The following is a 14,714-nucleotide window of genomic DNA, read 5'->3' on the forward strand; positions in this document are numbered from 1 at the left end:
TGTGCTTCGGTGTCCATAGGGGGCAGATGCTATCCGTCCCCCGCAGGCGCACCGGCGCGACCTCAGTTGTCGCGCTTCTCCTTGATCTTCGCGGCCTTGCCGCGCAGCTCGCGCAGGTAGTACAGCTTGGCGCGACGCACGTCACCGCGGGTGACCAGCTCGATCTTCTCGACGATCGGGGTGTGCACCGGGAAGGTGCGCTCGACGCCGACGGAGAACGAGACCTTGCGGACCGTGAAGGTCTCGCGGACACCGGCGCCCTGGCGGCGGATGACGACGCCCTTGAACTGCTGCACACGAGAGCGGTTGCCCTCGATGACGCGGACGTGGACGTTGACGGTGTCACCCGGGCGGAAGGCCGGGACGTCGCTGCGCAGCGACGCGGCGTCGACGGAGTCGAGCAGGTGAGACATTTCGTCTGCTTTCTTCGCTGATGCCACAGGTCATCAACGGGAGTCGGGTTTCATCGGAAGATCGTCGCCGTGGCCGGGACGCCGCGTCGTGTCCCCCTGTGGCAGGGGCGCGCGCCGGGTCACGCACAACAGCCGCCTATTCTTCCACGTCTTCGACGCGGCGCCAAAACCGCCCGTACCGTTCGCCCTCGGGGTCGGGCGCCCAGCCGAGGATGGAGAGCATCTCGCGGTCCTTCTTGTCGAAGGCCGCGGGCGCGGTGCGCCCGATCAGGTCGGGCCGGTGGGCGGTGGTGCGGCGCAGCGCCTCGTCCCGCCGCCAGCGGGCGATCCTCCCGTGGTGACCGCTGAGCAGCACCTCGGGGATCCCGCGCCCCCGCCACACGGGCGGCTTGGTGTGGACGGGGCCCTCCAGCAGGTTGGCCATGGTGCCCGGGGCGAAGGAGTCGTCGCGGTGCGACTCGGCGTTGCCGAGCACGCCCGGCAGCAGCCGGGCCACCGCCTCGGTGACCACCAGCACGGCGGCCTCGCCGCCGGCCAGCACGTAGTCGCCGATGGACACCTCGTACACCGGCATGCGGGTGGCGTACTCGTCGACGACCCGGCGGTCGATGCCCTCGTAGCGGGCCGGGGTGAAGACCAGCCAGGGCCGCTCGGAGAGTTCGACGGCCAGTTCCTGGGTGAACGGGCGCCCGCTGGGGGTGGGGACCACCAGCACCGGTCCGTGCGCCCCCGCTTCGTAGCCGTCGGCGAGGACCTCGTCCAGCGCGTCACCCCAGGGCTCGGTCTTCATGACCATGCCGGGGCCACCGCCGTACGGGGTGTCGTCGACGGTGTGGTGCCGGTCGTACGTCCAGTTCCGCAGGTCGTGGACGCCGACCTGGAGCTGCCCGCGGGCACGGGCCTTGCCGACCAGGGAGACGTTCAGCGGCTCCAGGTACTCCGGGAAGATGGTGACGACGTCGAGACGCATCAGTCCTGGTCCCGCTTCGGCTCGTCACCGGAGGAGCCCTCCGCCGGGGCGTTCCCCGCGCCCTCCTCGGCGGCCTCCTCGGCGGCTCGGCGGGCGGAGGCGATCTCGGCGCGGTCGTCGATGAGGCCGGGCGGCGGGTCGATGACGGCCCGCTGCTCCTCCAGGTCGATCTCCACGACGATCTCCTGCACGAACGGCACGTAGACCTCGCTGCCGTCCGGACGCTCGACGACGAAGAGGTCCTGCGAGGGCAGGTGCGAGATCTCGGTGATCCGCCCGACCTCGGCGCCGTCGACGGTCACCACGTCCAGGTCCATCAGCTGGTGGTCGTAGTACTCGTCCTCCTCCTCGGGCAGCTCCTCCGGGTCGACGTCCGCGATCAGGAGGGTGTTGCGCAGCGCCTCGGCGGCGGTGCGGTCGCGCACGCCCTCGAAGCGCAGCAGCAGCCGGCCGCTGTGGACCCGGCCCGCCTCGATGGTCAGGGGGCCGGCCGAGGGCGGATCGGTGGCCAGGACGGCGCCGGGCGCGAGCCGCAGCTCCGGCTCGTCGGTACGTACCTCGACGGTGACGTCGCCCTTGATGCCGTGGGCGCGGCCGATCCGTGCGACTACCAGCTGCACTGTGCTTGCTCTCCTGATCGGGACTGCGGGTGACCGGGACTGTCTTGACCGGGACTGTCTTGACCGGAACCGCGAGGCCTGGACTGCGGGGCCGGGAACGACGTCGGGCCGGGGACGGCACTGAGGCCGTCCCCGGCCCGAGCCGGTGTTGCGTGTGTCAGCGGACGTCGTCCACGTCGACCAGGTCGACGCGGACGCCGCGGCCGCCGATGGCGCCCACGACGGTACGCAGGGCGCGTGCGGTGCGGCCGTTACGGCCGATCACCTTGCCGAGGTCGTCCGGGTGGACCCGGACCTCGAGCACGCGACCGCGACGCAGGTTGCGCGAGGCGACCTGCACATCGTCAGGGTTGTCGACGATGCCCTTCACGAGGTGCTCGAGAGCCTCCTCGAGCATGCTCAGGCCTCGGTCGACTCAGCCGGAGCGGACTCGGCGGCGGCCTCGTCCTTCTTCTCGGCCTTCTTCTTCTGGGTGATGGCCTCGCCCTTGCCCTCGTCGTCACCGCCGAGCGCCTCGAAGGACGGACGCGCCGGCTTCTCGGCGCGCTGCAGCAGCGGCGCGGGGGCGGGCTCGCCCTTGAACTTCTGCCAGTCGCCGGTCTTCTTGAGGATGGCGAGGACCGGCTCGGTCGGCTGGGCGCCGACGGAGAGCCAGTACGCGACACGCTCGGCGTCGACCTCCATCACCGACGGGTTGTACGTCGGGTGGTACTTGCCGATCTCCTCGATCGCCCGGCCGTCACGGCGGGTACGGCTGTCGGCGACGACGATGCGGTAGTGAGGCGAACGGATCTTGCCCAGACGCTTCAGCTTGATCTTGACTGCCACGGGAGTGGAATCTCCTGGAATTGACGTGGTGGGGCGCGACGGGAAGCCGCGTGGGGTTGCGGCACCGAGTGCCCGATGGACGCGTCAGCCGGAGGAGAGAGGGGTCCTGTGCGACTGTCGAGTACAGCTGGCCATTGTGCCACATGACCGGCCATGGCTCCGAACGGGGGCACAGGAGGGCCGCGCAGGGCCGGCGTCCACGATGCGCCGGCTCCACGCGGCACCTCCGCCGCCCCGGCCGCTCAGCCCACCGCGGCCAGCGGCTCGGGCTCGGGAATCCTGAAGGGCTTCCCGCAGCCCCCGCAGACGATCGGCGCCTGCGCCAGGACGGACGGCACGACGCGCACGTTGCGTCCGCAGTCGCAGACGGCCTTGACCCGCACACCTCCCCCCGACGACCCGTGCCGGGCCGCGGGTCCCCGGAAGGTGCCGGCCGTGTCCGACGCCACGGCCGCGTCGTGCGCCTTGAGCGCACGCTGCAGCCGGTCGATCGTGGGCCGGTACCGGCGCTTCGCGTCGGGCTTGAGCGTGACCAGCGAGAAGCCGCTGCTGGGATGCGGCTCCTCCGGGTGGTCGAGCCCGAGCTCCTCGGCGATCGCCAGGAACCTGCGGTTGTGGTAGCGGCCGGCCCGCGAGGTGTCGCGAATGCCGCGGGCGGCGGCGATCCCATGGACTGCCTCATGGAGGAGTCGCTCGAAGGAGAGTTCGTGCCCGCAGGCGGACGACGACTCCCCGATCAGTGATTCGGGCGCGGCCAAGTCAGGCAGCTCGGGATGGTGCCGTTGAATGTCGGCCCATGCCTGCGCCAGCTCGGCGGCGAGAACAGGTGGTGTCGTGCTCACGTAATGACAACGACGCTCGAGCCCTTGGTGTTCCTATTCCGGGGCATCCCAAATAATTTGCACGTACCCGTCAGTTCAGTCCGATGCGTCCGGACGAGGACGGGTGCGCTGATCTGCGGAGAAGCCCGGCGTCTCGTCACAAGCCGGCATGTAGTCGTACGTACGTACCCGGCGGTACCGGCGCGCGATGCGCCGCGCACGCCCCGCGCACATGGCAGGTTGGCGCGTTTCCGACGTGATCGTGAGGTTATACCCCGTAGCGCCGGGTCCTGCCGCCGGGGTCACATCCCGGGATGTCCCGCCTTTCACGACGCATGTTCCGCCTTTCACGACGCGCGACGGCCGTCTCCGGTTGCCCTGCGGGTTACCGGTATGTGAAATCTCGCCGTGTACGCCCGCATCCGGCATTGCGGTGTCCACATGCCCTGGACGGCACGGCGCCGACGCAGTTATCTGGCATACGGGGGGAAGCCGGGGCACACCACGGCGCCGGCGCTGCGCGCACGACGGCCACCGACGGACGGCCGGACAGACAGGCGGCAACTCTTCGGCGATTGGGGCGCTACATGACATCCACCCTCGTACGACGTCACCCTCCCCTGGCGGCCCGGACCTGGGCGGCCGACCCGCGGACCCGGGCCCGCGACTGGTCCGAGATCCAGGAGCGCATGCTCGTCCCGCTCTACGAGGCCGTCCACGAGCGGCTGGGTGTGGGGCGGGGCACCCGGCTGCTGGGGCTGGGCTGCGGCTCCGGGCTGGCGCTGCTGATGGCGGCGGGGCGGGGCGCCGACGTCACCGGCGTGGAACCGGACTCACCCGAACGGCTCAGCCTGGCGCGGGAACGGCTGGCGGCGGGCGCCGACGGCCGGAGCGGCGGCGGCGTGACCCGGCTGGAGGAACGGATTCCCGCCCGGACGGACGCGTACACGGTGGTGACGGCGCTGGAGCCGGTCGGCTGCCGCACGGGTGACACCGGGACCCTGGTGGCCCGGCTGCGCGAGGCCGCCCCGCTCGCCGAGCGGGGCGCGGCGGTGGTGCTGGCCGGGTGGGGGCCGCCGGAGCGGTGCGCCACCACGGCGGTGCTGCGGACCGCGGCGGGGACGGACGGCACCTCCCGGCCCCCGGAGGGCTGGCGGCAGGCCGGCCGGGACGACCTGGAGGACGTCGCCCGACGGGCCGGCCTGGTGCCCGACGGGTCCGGCCGGGTCTCCTGCCCCTTCGGCTACGCCGGGACCGACAGCGCCGTGCGCGGGCTGTGGTCGACCGGCCTCTTCGACGCCGCGGCCGCCGCCACGGACCGCACCCAGGTCGACAAGGAGCTCCGCGAGGCCCTGCACCCCTACGTGCGCGCCGACGGCACGGTCTGGATGCCCAACGTCTTCCGTTACCTGGTCGCCCGCACCCGGTAACGCCGGGACGCCCGTGGAGAACGCGAGAGCCGGGCCGCCCCCGTGAGGGGGCGCACCCGGCTCGGCACCGGCCGGCAGACCCTGGCCGGCCCTGGCAGGCCTGGTCGGCCCCGGCAGGCCCGGTCGGCCCGGTCAGCCCATGAACTTCTTGAACTCGTCGGGGAGCTCGAAGTCCTTGGACCCCTGCTGCGGCAGGCCGAAGGCGTTGCCGCCCTGGGCCGCGGCCTCGCGCCGCTGCGCCTCCTCCAGCTCCTGCTGCCTGCGCTTCATCGGGTTGCCGGAGCGCTGCTTGCCCTTGGCCTTCTTCTGCTGCTTCTTCTGCCGGCCCGGGCCGCCGCCCATGCCGGGCATCCCCGGCATGCCCGGCATGCCGCCGCCCTGGGCCATCCGGGACATCATCTTGCGGGCCTCGAGGAACCGCTCGATCAGGTTCTTCACCGCGCTGACCTCGACGCCCGAACCGCGGGCGATGCGGGCCCGGCGGGAGCCGTTGACGATCAGCGGGTCGGTGCGCTCGGCCGGGGTCATCGACTTGATGATCGCGGCGGTGCGGTCGACCTCGCGCTCGTCCAGGTTGTTGATCTGGTCCTTGATCTGGCCCATGCCGGGGAGCATGCCGAGGAGCTTGGAGATCGACCCCATCTTCCTGACCTGCTCCATCTGGGACAGGAAGTCGTCGAGGGTGAACTCCTGGCCCTTCTTGGAGGCCAGCTTGGAGGCCATCTTCTCGGCCTCGGCCTGGTCGAACGTCTTTTCCGCCTGCTCGATCAGGGTGAGGAGGTCACCCATGTCGAGGATGCGGGAGGCCATCCGGTCCGGGTGGAAGGCGTCGAAGTCCTCGAGCTTCTCGCCGTTCGAGGCGAACATGATCGGCTTGCCGGTGATCGAGGCGATCGACAGCGCGGCACCGCCCCGGGCGTCGCCGTCGAGCTTGGAGAGCACCACGCCGTCGAACCCGACGCCGTCGCGGAAGGCCTCGGCGGTGTTCACCGCGTCCTGGCCGATCATCGCGTCGACGACGAAGAGGATCTCGTCGGGCGAGACGGCGTCCCGGATGTCGGCGGCCTGCTGCATCATCTCGGCGTCGATGCCGAGGCGGCCGGCGGTGTCGACGACGACGATGTCGTGGACCTTGGTCCGCGCGAAGTCGATGGAGTCCTTGGCGACCTTCACCGGGTCGCCGACGCCGTTGCCCGGCTCCGGCGCGTAGACCGCGACACCGGCGCGCTCGGCGACCACGCTGAGCTGGTTCACGGCGTTGGGGCGCTGGAGGTCGGCGGCGACGAGCAGCGGGGAGTGACCCTGGTCCTTCAGCCACTTGCCGAGCTTGCCCGCGAGCGTGGTCTTGCCTGCGCCCTGGAGACCGGCGAGCATGATCACGGTCGGCGGGTTCTTGGCGAACCGCAGGCGGCGGGTCTCGCCGCCGAGGATGGTGACCAGCTCGTCGTTGACGATCTTGATGACCTGCTGGGCCGGGTTCAGGGCCTTCGAGACCTCGGCGCCGAGGGCCCGCTCCTTGACGCTCTTGATGAAGGAGCGCACGACCGGCAGGGCGACGTCCGCCTCGAGGAGCGCGATACGGATCTCGCGCGCCGTGGCGTCGATGTCCGCCTCGGTGAGCCGGCCTTTCCCGCGGAGGTTTTTGAAAGTCGCGCTGAGGCGGTCGGAGAGGGTATCGAACACGGCGCTCGTCGGTCCTCGGTGTCGGGGGCGGATGAATGTGGTGTCCAGGGTATCCGCCCCGGACCGATGCCGTTCCCTGCCCGGCGCGAACGGCGCCGCCCGCGCCGATCGCACCGGGTTCCGCCCGCCGTGCCGTGCGCACCGTGCCGGCGCCGTCGCGGGCGGCCGGGCGGCCGGGGGGGCGGCTCGAGGAACGGGTCGTCCCTCGCGCGGCCTCGAGGAACGCGTCACCCCTCCCGCAGGGTGGTCTCCAGGTCGCGCGCGACCGTCGCGGCCTCCGCGTCGGTGAGCGGGGCGCCCTTCGCGTCGGTGACGTAGAAGCTGTCGACCACGTTGGCCCCCAGCGTGCCGACGTGCGCGCTGCGCACCCGCACCCCCGCCGTCTCCAGCGCGCGGCCGATCCGGTGCAGCAGTCCCGGCGCGTCGTGGGCACGGACCTCGATCACCGTGGCGTGCCGGGAGGCCGCGTCCGCGACCGTCACCCGCGGCGGGGCCGCGACTCCTGCGCGCCGTCTCGGATAGGCGGCGTCCCGCTCGGCGAGCCGCGCCGCGATGTCCAGGGAGCCGTCCAGCGCCCGGACCAGATCGGCGCGCAGCCGGGCCGCCTGCGGCAGGGAGCCGTACTCCGCGGCCACCCGCCAGTCGAGCAGCAGCACCGACGCCCCGGCGGCGGTGATGTCCGGCAGTTCCATCGGACGCAGCTCCGCGGTGCGCACGGTCAGCCGGTGCAGGGCGAGCACACCGGCCACCGCGGGCAGCACCCCGCCCCGCTCGGGCACCGCGATCCGCAGCTCCACGCCCAGCGGTTCGGGCTGTTCCGGTGCGGGCCCGTCCGCCGCGTCCTCCTCCCCGGGCTGGGCCCGCAGCACCAGCACCGGCCCTCCGGTGACGACCGCCTCGACGGCGAGCCGTTCCTGTTCCGCGGTGGGGGCGGTCTCCGGCGGGTCGGCGGGCGCGTCGCCGGCCAGCACGGCGGAGACCCGCCGGACCAGGCCGGCGACGAGCGAGGCCCGCCAGGACGACCAGGCGGCCGGCCCGGTGGCCAGGGCGTCGGCCTCGGTGAGGGCGTGCAGCAGCTCCAGCGTGCTCTGCGAGCCGACGGCGTCGGCGACGAGCTGGATGGTGGCCGGGTCGTCGAGGTCGCGCCGGGTCGCGGTCTCCACGAGGAGCAGGTGGTGGCGGACCAGGGCGGCCAGCACGGAGACGTCCTGCCGGTCGAAGCCGATCCGGGCGGCGACGTCCTTGACGATGGTCTCGCCGGCCACCGAGTGGTCGCCCGGCCAGCCCTTGCCGATGTCGTGCAGCAGCGCGGCGACCAGCAGCAGGTCGGGGCGGCCGACCCGGCGGATGTTCCGGGAGGCGCGGACCGCCGTCTCGGTCAGGTGACGGTCGACCGTCCAGACGTGGACGGCGTTGCGCTGCGGGCGGCAGCGGACCCGTTCCCAGTCGGGCAGCAGCCGGGTGATCAGCCCTTCGGCCTCCAGGGCGTCCCACACCTCGACGGTGGCGGGGCCGGAGCCGAGCAGCGTCACCAGTTGTTCGCGGGCCTCGGCCGGCCAGGGCACCGGCATCGGCGCGGTGTCGGCGGCCAGCCGGCGCACGGCGTGCAGCGACAGCGGCAGGCCCGCCTCGGCGGCCGCGGCGGCGGCGCGCAGCGGGAGGACGGGGTCGCGGTCGGGGCGCGCGGTGCGGGCCAGCACCACCTCGCCGTCCTGTTCCACGACGCCCTCGGCCAGCGGGGTGCGCTCCGGCGCGGGCCGGCCGCCGCCGATCAGGGCGCGCAGCCGGGGCCGGGCCGAGCGGGCCCGCAGCACCCGGCCGACCTCGCGCCAGGTGACGTCGCCGGCGTAGGAGATGACGCGGGCCGCCTCGTAGACCTGGCGCAGCAGGATGTCGGCGTCGAGCAGTCCGAGGCGGGCGGCGACCTGGTCCTGTTCCTGGAGGGAGAGGCGGTCGGTGGCGCGCCCGGTGCTCAGGTGGAGGGCGTCGCGGACGTCGAGGAGGGTGCGCCGGGCGGCGTCCAGGCCCTCGCGGGGGGCGTCGGCGAGCCAGGAGGCGGCGACGGCGCGCAGCGCGGTGGCGTCCCGGAGGCCGCCGTGGGCCTCCTTGAGGTCGGGTTCGAGGAGGAACCGCAGTTCGCCGGCGCGTCCGGCGCGGTCGGCGCAGAGGTCGCGGAGTTCGGGCAGGCGCCGGGGGGCCTGGTTGCGCCAGTCGGCGAGGACGGTGGTGCGCAGGCCGGTGGTGAGGGTGAGGTCGCCGGCCAGGTGGCGGGCGTCGAGCAGACCGAGCTGGACCTTGAGGTCGTCGGCGGCGGTCCCGCGGGCCTCGGCGGGGGTGCGGACCGAGTGGTCGAGGGCGAGGCCGAGGTCCCAGACGGGGTACCAGAGGCGGTCGGCGACGGCGGCGACGGTGTCCGGGGAGGAGCCGTCGTGCAGGAGCAGCAGGTCGAGGTCGCTCCGGGGGGAGAGTTCCCCGCGGCCGTAGCCGCCGACGGCGACCAGGGCCAGGCCGCGGGCGGCGGGCGCGGCGGCGGTGAAGAGGCCGGCCAGCCAGCGGTCGGTGAGCTGGGCGAGGGTCCTGCGGCGGGAGGGCCCGGACCGGGCCTCCTCCTGGAGGAGGCCCAGCCGGGCCGCCGCGTAGCCGCCGGGTCCCGAGTCCTCGGTTCCTTCGCGTGTGTCCGTGCTCGTCACCCGGCGACTCCTGTCCTCCGCCCGCCCTACGGGGCGGCCCGTGCGGTACGTCCTGTGCGGTGCGTTCCTTGCGGTGCGTTCCCTACAGTGCGTCCGGTCCGCGCTCACCGGTGCGGACGCGGACCGCGGTCTCGACGGGGACCGCCCAGACCTTGCCGTCACCGATCTTGCCGGTGCGGGCGGCGCTGACCACGACCTCGATGAGCTGGTCGGCGTCCGCGTCGTCCACCAGGACCTCTATGCGGATCTTGGGGACCAGGTCGACGGTGTACTCGGCGCCCCGGTAGACCTCGGTGTGTCCGCGCTGGCGGCCGTAGCCGCTGGCCTCGGTGACGGTGAGGCCGTGGACTCCGAAGGCCTGCAGGGCTTCCTTGATCTCGTCGAGCTTGTGCGGCTTGACGACCGCGGTGATCAGCTTCATGCGTCAACCTTGTTGCTCTCGGCGCGGACGGGGACGTTGGGCCTGGCGGAGCTGCCTCCGCCGACGCCGCTGAAGTCGTAGGCGGTCTCGGCGTGCTCGGCCTGGTCGATGCCGGAGACCTCCTGCTCCTCGTCGACCCGCATCCCGATGGTCTTGTGGATCAGCAGGGCGAGAACGGCGGAGGCGACCAGGGAGTAGGCCAGGACACCGAGGACACCGGCCGCCTGCTTCCAGAGCTGGTCCGGGCCGCCGCCGTAGAAGAGGCCGGCCACCTCGGACTGGCCCTCGCCGGTGGCGAAGAGGCCGACCAGCAGCGAGCCGACGATACCGCCGACGAGGTGGACGCCGATGACGTCGAGCGAGTCGTCGTAGTTCAGCTTGTACTTCAGTCCCACGGCCATGGCGCAGAGCAGACCGGCGATGACGCCGATGGCGATCGCGCCGAGCGGGGAGACCGCACCGCCCGCCGGGGTGATGGCGACCAGGCCGGCGACGGCGCCGGAGGCGGCGCCCAGGGTGGTGCACGCGCCGTGGCGGATCTTCTCGTAGACCAGCCAGGCGAGGACCGCGGCGCCGGTGGCGACCTGGGTGTTGACGAACATCAGCGCGCCGACGCCGTCGCTGTTGCCGAGCCAGGAGCCGGCGTTGAAGCCGAACCAGCCGAACCAGAGGAGACCGGCGCCGAGCATGACCAGCGGCATGCTGTGCGGCCGCATCGGGTCCTTCTTGAAGCCGACCCGCTTGCCGATGACCAGGATGACGCCGAGCGCCGCGGCGCCCGCGTTGATGTGGACGGCGGTGCCGCCCGCGAAGTCGATCACGCCGAGTTCGAAGGCCCAGCCGCCGGTGCCCCAGACCCAGTGGGCGACCGGGAAGTAGACGACGCTGACCCAGAGGACGACGAACAGGGACCAGGCGGCGAACTTGACCCGGTCGGCGAGTGCGCCGCTGATCAGGGCGGGGGTGAGGACGGCGAACATCAGCTGGAAGACGGCGAAGACCAGGGTGGGGATGGTGTACCCGCTCCAGACCTCGGCCTTGTCGATGCCGCTGAGGCCGACGTAGTCGGTGTCCCAGCCGATCAGGCTGCCGGTGTCGGTGCCGAAGGCGAGGGAGAAGCCGTACAGCACCCACAGGACGGTGACGATCCCGAGGCTGACGAAGGACATCATCAGCATGTTCAGGACGCTCTTGACCCGGACCATGCCTCCGTAGAAGAAGGCCAGGCCCGGGGTCATGAGCATCACCAGGGCTGAACAGATGAGCATGAAGCCTGTGTCGGCCGACGAAATCTCGTCGGCCGCAAAGGTGATGGCTGGTGCCATCGGCGTCTCCTCGTCGTGGGTCGCGGCCCGTGCGGGCTACCTGGGCGGATGGGGAGGTGGTGGGCCTGTCGTTCGCCCTGCCGTTGGCCATGAGATTGACGCAGTGCCGTTTCGGCCATGCCCCCGCGTTGTTTCGCACCGGTGACGAAGGAGCCGCGCGTGTTACGCGTCCATGAACTGGCCGTGCCGCTCCGCCCGGCCGTCCTCGGGCCGCGGCGGCCAGGGGAACGCGTGCCGGGAGGGGCGGCGAAGGAGCCGGCCGCGGCGGCCCTCCGATGACCTGGCGGGGGAGCCGAGTCGGGCGGTTCGGGAGGGCCGGCCGCGGCCGGAGCATGTGCGGTTGGTGCCGTGCCGGCTGCCGGGTGGGCGGCGGGCGGGCCGCCGTACGGGCCGGTCAGACCGCTTCGACGGCCTCGGGGAGCTCCTCCGCCAGCAGCCGGGTGATGTCGCGGACGGCCGGGAGTTCCCTGTAGTCGCGCGCCGCCGTGTCGGCCGTCTTGCGGATGCGGGTGTTGACCCGCTCGGAGCGGACCTTCTTGGCCACCTTCATGGCCTGCCCCAGCATCACGGTGCTCTGCTCCGGCTCGCTCTGCAGCAGGTGCACGGTGGCCATGCCGACCAGGTTGAGGGCGTAGGAGCGCTGGTGGTCGGGGTCCTTGGAGAAGAGTTCGACGGCCTTCGCCATCAGCGGCTCGGCCAGGGAGGCGTAGATGGGGCTGCGGCCCGCCACGTAGGCGAGGTCGCGGAAGGAGTGCGAGTTCTCGCCGTGCAGCTCGGCCTCGGTGAAGAATCCGATCCAGTCCGGATCCGGTTCGTCCCAGTCCGCGGCGTCGGCGAAGGTGTCCTCCGCCATCCGCACCGCGCGCTTGCACTTGCCGGGCTGGCCCATGTTGGCGTAGGCGCGGCCCTCCATCGCATACAGCATGGCCTGGGTGCGGGGGCTCGCGCAGTCGCGGCTGCCGTACTGGGCGAGGTGGATGAGTTCCAGGGCGTCGTCGGGGCGGCCCAGGTGGATCATCTGCCGGCTCATCGAGGAGAGGATGTACGAGCCGAGCGGCTTGTCCCCGGCCTCCTTCGCCGCGTGCAGCGCGAGCACGAAGTACTTCTGGGCGGTGGGCTGGAGACCCACGTCGTAGCTCATCCATCCGGCGAGCTCGGCGAGTTCGGCGGCGAAACCGAAGAGACGGCGGGCGGTCGGCTCCGGGTGGCTCTCCTGGAGCAGGTCGGTGACCTCGTGCAACTGGCCGACGACCGCCTTGCGCCGCAGGCCGCCGCCGCACTGGGCGTCCCACTGCCGGAACATCTCGATGGTGCTCGCCAGCTGGTCCAGCTCCGGCCCGGAGAGCCCGCCGCGCCGGGCGGAGGCCGAGGAGGACGGGGGCGGCTCCACCGGGGAGGCCGGGGAGGGCACCAGCCAGCGCTGCATCGGCTCGATCAGGGACGGCCCCGCGGCCAGCCCGAGCGAGGTGCCGAGGAAGCCGCGGCGGGCCAGCATCAGGTCGCTGCGGGAGAACTCGCCGAGCAGCGCCACGGTCTGCGGGCCGGTCCAGGGCAGGTCGACGCCGGCCACCGAGGGCGCCTGGTGGGCGGCGCGCAGACCCAGGTCCTCCACGGCGACGACGCAGCCGAAGCGCTCGGAGAACAGCTCGGAGAGGATGCGCGGGATGGGTTCGCGCGGGTTCTCGCCGTCCAGCCAGCGGCGGACCCGCGAGGTGTCGGTGGAGACGTGGTTGGCGCCGAGCTGACGGGCGCGGCGGTTCACCTGGCGGGCCAGTTCGCCCTTGGACCAGCCGCTGCGCACGAACCACGAGTTGAGCAGCTCGTTGGGGCGCTTCTCGGCGTTCGTCCCGCCATCGCCGTTGCCGCTCACTGGAACGCCCCCATCCATCCCTGAGACCTGCCGGACCCCGCGCGGGCCCTGCCATGTCTGCAAACAGCCCTATCAGAATGCCGCCGGACCGTCCCTCGGTTCGGCGGGATTCCCCCGCCTTGCGGGAAACCGTCCGCCACGCGCCTCGCCGAAGAGCGCAACTGTCACTCTCCGTCACCGGACTCCACCGACAATACGCCCGACGCGCCGGTCGAAAGGTGCTTCCGGCAAGCCCGAGCGGGCATGTGCCACAAGCCTTGCATACTCAACGTAGCCTCACGGTCACCGCTCCAGCCACGCTGGTTCGGGAAACGCCACCATTCGCCACCCCTTCGGATGAACTCCGTGGCCGTTACCCGCGATTCACTTGACCGACGACGTCGGAAACCTGTCCGGAAGGCCGGATCGGAGCCCGATGCACGAAGGGGGCGCGAGGAGCCGCGCGCGCCACCTCGTTCGCATCCACGCGCGGCGCGAACCGGGCGAGTCGGGACGATGCGGCGGGTAGTCGCAACGCAGCGTCACCACACGTCCTGACACGCTTCCGTCACGTAACCACCCACGCGGCGGACCCGTTGGAGGGGGCATGGGCTTCACGATCGGCGGTATGCGGGAGATCCGTTCCGGCACGCGGTCCGGGGCGCGCGTCGGCGCGCGCCGACGGGGCCGTTCCTCCGAGTGCACCGCGGTCGCCGAGTTCACCGGCCTCTGGGGCTGGGACGTGGTGCCGGGCGCGCGGGTGCCGGCGGGCGGCGGGGACTGTTCCTGCGGGCGGGCCGGATGCGGTGAGCCGGGGGCGCACCCGCTGGAGTTCGCGGCCGGGGTTCCCGCCGGGGCCACCCTCGACGACGCGACCCGCGCGTGGGCCGAGTACCCCGGGGCCGCCGTGATGCTGCCCGTCGGGCGGGCGTTCGACGTGCTGGAGGTCCCGGAGGCGGCCGGCCGGCTGGCCGTGGTGCGGCTGGAGCGGATGGGGCTGCCGGTGGGACCGGTGACGGTCACGCCCGAGGGCCGCGCCCAGTTCTTCGTGGCCCCCGGGGCCGCCGCCGAGCTGCCGGAGCTGCTGTACCGGATGGGGCTGGACGACGTGGGGCCCGCCGGGCGTCGCCGCGACGGGCTGCGGGCCCTGGGCGCGGGTGCGTACGTGACCGCGCCGCCTTCGGATCGCGGGGGGCGGGGGCCCGTGCGGTGGCTGCGGCACCCGGCGCTGGAATCCGCCGCAGGGCTCCCGGCCGCGCGGCTCCTGCTCGGCACCCTCGCCTACGCGGCACACCGCTCGCCCAGCCCGTGACCGCCTCCCCCGGGCGGACGGCCGGGCCGCCCGGCGCCGACGCGGGGCGCGGCGCCGCACGCGCCTGACCGCACCGCGGCGTGCGCGCCCCGGCCCCGTGCGGACAGCGCCGTCCCCTCCCCCTTCCCGGGGCTCGGTCTCCGCGGAGCGGACCGTCACGTACGCACGTGACGCCTGCGCCCACCTCCCCGAGGACGTCGTCCAGGGCCGCCCCCGCCGGCACGACTGCCCATGAACGGGACGGGGCCGGGGCGGCCACGCGGCGGTAACGCCGCCGGCGGGCGGAACCCGGCGGGCGGGCGCGCGCCGGTTGCCCGCGGGCCGAACGGGCGGCAGGGCCCGGGGCGTGGGC

13 protein-coding genes are annotated in these 14,714 nt (G+C 73.0%); 2 read left to right on the forward strand and 11 right to left on the reverse strand.

Annotated elements, in window-relative coordinates:
- Positions 1–62 precede the first annotated feature (62 nt).
- The 6 genes from rplS to A2U95_RS04910 all read right to left on the reverse strand — a co-directional run bounded on the left by rplS (position 63) and on the right by A2U95_RS04910 (position 3,673).
- Positions 63–413, reverse strand: a complete 351-nt coding sequence (gene rplS, locus A2U95_RS04885; protein ID WP_020128707.1) for a 50S ribosomal protein L19 — start codon at positions 411–413, stop codon at positions 63–65.
- Positions 414–549: 136 nt separating this feature from the next.
- Complete coding sequence (trmD, locus tag A2U95_RS04890; RefSeq protein ID WP_166020992.1) at positions 550–1,383, reverse strand: tRNA (guanosine(37)-N1)-methyltransferase TrmD; 834 nt, start codon at positions 1,381–1,383, stop codon at positions 550–552.
- Positions 1,383–2,003: a ribosome maturation factor RimM gene (gene rimM / locus A2U95_RS04895; protein WP_166020993.1), complete on the reverse strand. Its 621-nt coding sequence runs from the start codon at positions 2,001–2,003 to the stop codon at positions 1,383–1,385. Before rimM ends, trmD begins: the two co-directional genes overlap by 1 nt.
- A gap of 157 nt (positions 2,004–2,160) precedes the next feature.
- Positions 2,161–2,400, reverse strand: coding sequence for an RNA-binding protein (locus tag A2U95_RS04900; RefSeq protein ID WP_030612780.1), 240 nt, complete (start codon positions 2,398–2,400; stop codon positions 2,161–2,163).
- Between the two features lie 2 nt (positions 2,401–2,402).
- A complete protein-coding gene (rpsP, locus tag A2U95_RS04905) occupies positions 2,403–2,831 on the reverse strand; it encodes a 30S ribosomal protein S16 (RefSeq protein WP_151775467.1) in 429 nt (142 codons plus the stop codon).
- A 242-nt stretch (positions 2,832–3,073) separates the two neighbouring features.
- A complete protein-coding gene (locus tag A2U95_RS04910) occupies positions 3,074–3,673 on the reverse strand; it encodes a hypothetical protein (protein WP_166020994.1) in 600 nt (199 codons plus the stop codon).
- A gap of 566 nt (positions 3,674–4,239) precedes the next feature.
- Here A2U95_RS04910 and A2U95_RS04915 point away from each other — a divergent pair.
- Positions 4,240–5,082: an SAM-dependent methyltransferase gene (locus tag A2U95_RS04915; RefSeq protein ID WP_166020995.1), complete on the forward strand. Its 843-nt coding sequence runs from the start codon at positions 4,240–4,242 to the stop codon at positions 5,080–5,082.
- Positions 5,083–5,214: 132 nt separating this feature from the next.
- Here the strand turns inward: A2U95_RS04915 and ffh are convergent, their stop codons facing one another.
- The 5 genes from ffh to nsdA form a co-directional block, all read right to left on the reverse strand.
- On the reverse strand, positions 5,215–6,765 hold the full coding sequence (ffh, locus tag A2U95_RS04920; RefSeq protein WP_166020996.1) for a signal recognition particle protein: 1,551 nt from the start codon (positions 6,763–6,765) through the stop codon (positions 5,215–5,217).
- Between the two features lie 227 nt (positions 6,766–6,992).
- The gene (locus tag A2U95_RS04925; protein ID WP_166020997.1) at positions 6,993–9,455 is read right to left on the reverse strand and encodes a [protein-PII] uridylyltransferase; all 2,463 of its coding nucleotides are present in this window, start codon (positions 9,453–9,455) and stop codon (positions 6,993–6,995) included.
- Between the two features lie 82 nt (positions 9,456–9,537).
- Complete coding sequence (locus tag A2U95_RS04930) at positions 9,538–9,876, reverse strand: P-II family nitrogen regulator (RefSeq protein ID WP_108954190.1); 339 nt, start codon at positions 9,874–9,876, stop codon at positions 9,538–9,540.
- Positions 9,873–11,201, reverse strand: coding sequence for an ammonium transporter (locus A2U95_RS04935; protein WP_166020998.1), 1,329 nt, complete (start codon positions 11,199–11,201; stop codon positions 9,873–9,875). The genes A2U95_RS04930 and A2U95_RS04935 overlap by 4 nt, the downstream gene beginning before the upstream one ends.
- Before the next feature lie 394 nt (positions 11,202–11,595).
- Positions 11,596–13,071, reverse strand: a complete 1,476-nt coding sequence (gene nsdA / locus A2U95_RS04940; protein ID WP_166020999.1) for a transcriptional repressor NsdA — start codon at positions 13,069–13,071, stop codon at positions 11,596–11,598.
- Positions 13,072–13,657: 586 nt separating this feature from the next.
- Here nsdA and A2U95_RS04945 point away from each other — a divergent pair.
- Positions 13,658–14,362, forward strand: coding sequence for a bifunctional DNA primase/polymerase (locus A2U95_RS04945; protein WP_166021000.1), 705 nt, complete (start codon positions 13,658–13,660; stop codon positions 14,360–14,362).
- Positions 14,363–14,714: the final 352 nt, after the last annotated feature.

Source organism: Streptomyces chilikensis (assembly GCF_001642695.1).
GTDB classification, from domain to species: domain Bacteria; phylum Actinomycetota; class Actinomycetes; order Streptomycetales; family Streptomycetaceae; genus Streptomyces; species Streptomyces chilikensis.

Excerpts from the sequence above, each read along its gene's own strand:
- A2U95_RS04935 (WP_166020998.1), bottom strand. The coding sequence starts at position 11,201 with ATGGCACCAGCCATCACCTTTGCGGCCGACGAGATTTCGTCGGCCGAC.
- trmD (WP_166020992.1), bottom strand. The coding sequence starts at position 1,383 with ATGCGTCTCGACGTCGTCACCATCTTCCCGGAGTACCTGGAGCCGCTG.
- A2U95_RS04900 (WP_030612780.1), bottom strand. The coding sequence starts at position 2,400 with ATGCTCGAGGAGGCTCTCGAGCACCTCGTGAAGGGCATCGTCGACAAC.
- A2U95_RS04915 (WP_166020995.1), top strand. The coding sequence starts at position 4,240 with ATGACATCCACCCTCGTACGACGTCACCCTCCCCTGGCGGCCCGGACC.
- A2U95_RS04930 (WP_108954190.1), bottom strand. The coding sequence starts at position 9,876 with ATGAAGCTGATCACCGCGGTCGTCAAGCCGCACAAGCTCGACGAGATC.
- rplS (WP_020128707.1), bottom strand. The coding sequence starts at position 413 with ATGTCTCACCTGCTCGACTCCGTCGACGCCGCGTCGCTGCGCAGCGAC.
- A2U95_RS04945 (WP_166021000.1), top strand. The coding sequence starts at position 13,658 with ATGGGCTTCACGATCGGCGGTATGCGGGAGATCCGTTCCGGCACGCGG.